We start from the raw sequence: 2888 nt of genomic DNA on the forward strand, positions 1-2888 counted from the left end.
AGCGCTGTCCAACCTCGGCAGCGTCCTACGCGAGGCCGGCCAACTACAAGACGCCATCTCATACCACCAACGCGCACTCGAACTCTTCACCATGATCGGAGACCGACACAGTGAAGGCGTAGTACTCAACGACCTCGGAAACACGTACCGGATTCTGGGCAGACATGACGAGGCACTTCGCGCATTCGAACAGGCGGGGGCACAATTTGAGAGTGTAGGAGCCTTCCACGCTGCCGACATAGCACGCAAGGCGAGCCGCACAGATAGCCCCACCACAGGCCAACAAGGCGATAGCGCAAGAAGCAACAAGCCAATCAGCCGCCCTTCCGAGTCTACTTCCCTACCAGACACTCAGGGAGCTCGGACAGCTCTATCGGCCGAGCGTCATGACGAATTCAGTGCGTTCTACAGGAACTCAACCCCAGGTCTCGTAACATTCCTCGTCTGGCAAGGCGCGGGACTCGCTGATGCCGCCGATATAGTGCAAGAGACTATGATCGATGCGTTCCGGAGGTGGCCTAACATTAGGGAGCCGCGGGCCTGGGTTCGACGCGTCGCCTCTCAAAAATACGCACGCCGGATCACAGCCAGCGAGCAGCCGGTTCGCGAAGTCGACAAGGGTCCTTTGATTTCAGCAGACGTTGACGTGGCAGAATGGGAGCAGCGTCATGACGTCCTGCGTCTGCTCGCCGAACTTCCCGCACGACAGCGCCAAGTAATGGCGTGGACTCTCGATGGTTACACGCCGGCTGATATAGCACAGGAACTGAACCTCTCGCCGGATTCAGTCCGTGCTTCCTTAAGGAAGGCACGCAGCACGCTCGTCCGACTGCTGGATCACGCAGAGGATGCCCCGCCGTAGCTCATGCACAGCACTGCCATCAATGGAATGGCATTACGCCACGGAAAAGTTGAAGAATAGGCGAATTACTGAAGCCGCTCGGGCGAGCTTACACACAGGGCGGTGGGGTGGATCAGCTTCGGTGACCTGGGCACCGACGTATAGGAGGTGTGGGGTGGGCCGGGAGATTTCCGATCCCGACACGTCTCTAGCATTGCCGCATACTGGAAATATCGCCTGAAGCATTGGACGGCGGACGAGTCCATTCCGGCGACAATGCGCACCGCGATGCCGAGCACTCCGACACTGGCGTTCCTTGAGCCGGTGACAGAGTATGGGTTGGCGACTGAGCAGCAGGGTGCGGCTGAGCGCGCCGCCCGCAGCAGGGCACTGGATCACAACGGGAGGAACATGGACCGCGTCGATGTGCTGGTCATTGCGGCGTTGCCGGAGGAGTTCGATGCGGCCAAGGCGGCTGGTCTGGCGAGCACCCCGACGGGTCCGGGAGTGCTTCGGTGGGAGAACCGCAACCTGGACGCTGTCCCACCGTTCTCCTGGGGCGAGTACCACGTCGATGGGGAGCCTCGGTTCACGGTGGCGTTGGCCCGGCCGACGCAGATGGGCGGTCGCGCTACAGGGCCGTTCGCTGCGTCGCTGGCCGATTGGTTGCGCCCGGCATCCATGGCGATGTGTGGCGTATGCGCCGGTAACGCCGCAGACACGGCGCTGGGTGACGTCGTGGTCGGTGAGCCCGTCTACGAGTGGGACGAAGGCAAGCAGTCGGCCACCGGGTTTGAGGGCGATCACCGGCAGTTCCGGCTGCAGTCCCGCTGGCTACGCGCCGCGCAGGATTTTGACTCCACTCGTTTGGCCAGCTACGGGGACGCCAGCGAGGACGAGGCGTTGCTCTGGTTTCTCGAGCAGCTACACCGGGGGCAGCAACCACGCAGCCACCCTGCACGCGACGCCTACTTCCCGAGCGGCACCTGGCAGCAGCGCTTGGCGCAGCTTGAGGAGCACGGTCTGATCCGGCGCGAGCCGACCGGCGAGGCCGCTCTGACCAGCGACGGGTCCCGCCTCGTGCAGCGACGGCTCTACGACGACGCCGACGGACCACAGCGGCTTCCGTTCCGCGTGCTCGCCGCCCCCATGGCCAGCGGCAGCGCCGTCATTGCCGATCCCGACGTCTGGGGCCGGTTGAAGGCGATGGGCATGCGGAAGATCACCGCTGTCGAGATGGAAGCCGCTACCATCGCGACCGTCGCCCATGATCGGGGACTTGCCTGGCTTGTCGCCAAGGGCGTGATGGACCATGCCGACACCAGGAAGGACGACCGGTACAAGAAGTTCGCCGCACGCGCCTCCGCGCAGGTCATGTTCGCCTTGTTGGAACGCCTCGTGACAAAGTCAGACACGGGGACGCAACGCATCCCCGAGTCGGCAGGAACAGCCCAGGTCGCTAGTGCTTCTGGTCGCGGAGGTGCAGGCAACTCCTCCGCGAGGGTGACGGAGCCCGCCGGGGTGGATGTAGTGCCGTTGCTCGACGAGCTGGCCGCCGATGACCCTGTGCCGGACAACTCCGCACACACGAACGGCCGCCTCTACCTCGTCGCTCACCCGGTGGGCGCCGCACCCGACGCGCTCGCTGGCGTCAGCACCATGTCCGCGACCGGGGACCTGGATACCGTGGTCCATCAGGCGGTCACCGCGCGTGGAGGACAGCCCTTTGCGCCTGACCTTGACAGCGGTATGTGGCGACGCCGTAGCAGCGGGATGGTCAAGGAGAACGGCATTCGTGAGGACGGATCGGTCCGGGAGGACTCTCTGCTGGTCCTTCAGATCCAGGAGAACGGGACTGTTGGCGTGCTCTGCGGTCGTGCAACCGCAATGGCCCGATCCCAATGGCGGCCTATTGGCTCCACCGCCGAACCCGCCGAGCACCGGGTGATCTTGCAGGGCCCCGGCAAAGTCGTGAGGGTGTCCGGCTTGATCCGCTTGGTGTAGACGCGCCCGTGCTGGTGGTAGCAGGGCGGGCATGACTCGTTTA

At 64.0% G+C, this 2888-nt stretch carries 2 protein-coding genes; both read left to right on the forward strand.

Annotation, left to right across the window (positions count from 1 at the left end; translation table 11 throughout):
- The first annotated feature begins 4 nt into the window (after positions 1-4).
- Positions 5-862: a sigma-70 family RNA polymerase sigma factor gene (locus C569_RS35170; protein WP_369754158.1), complete on the forward strand. Its 858-nt coding sequence runs from the start codon at positions 5-7 to the stop codon at positions 860-862.
- Between the two features lie 390 nt (positions 863-1252).
- Positions 1253-2845 (forward strand): hypothetical protein, encoded by a 1593-nt coding sequence (locus C569_RS31890; RefSeq protein WP_196806827.1) that lies wholly within the window; start codon positions 1253-1255, stop codon positions 2843-2845.
- Positions 2846-2888 lie beyond the last annotated feature (43 nt).

It is taken from the genome of Micromonospora sp. CNB394 (genome assembly GCF_000374985.1).
Classification (GTDB): domain Bacteria; phylum Actinomycetota; class Actinomycetes; order Mycobacteriales; family Micromonosporaceae; genus Micromonospora; species Micromonospora marina.

What these genes read in the sequence shown, in the direction of transcription:
- C569_RS31890 (WP_196806827.1), top strand. Translation starts at nt 1,253, where the DNA reads ATGGACCGCGTCGATGTGCTGGTCATTGCGGCGTTGCCGGAGGAGTTC.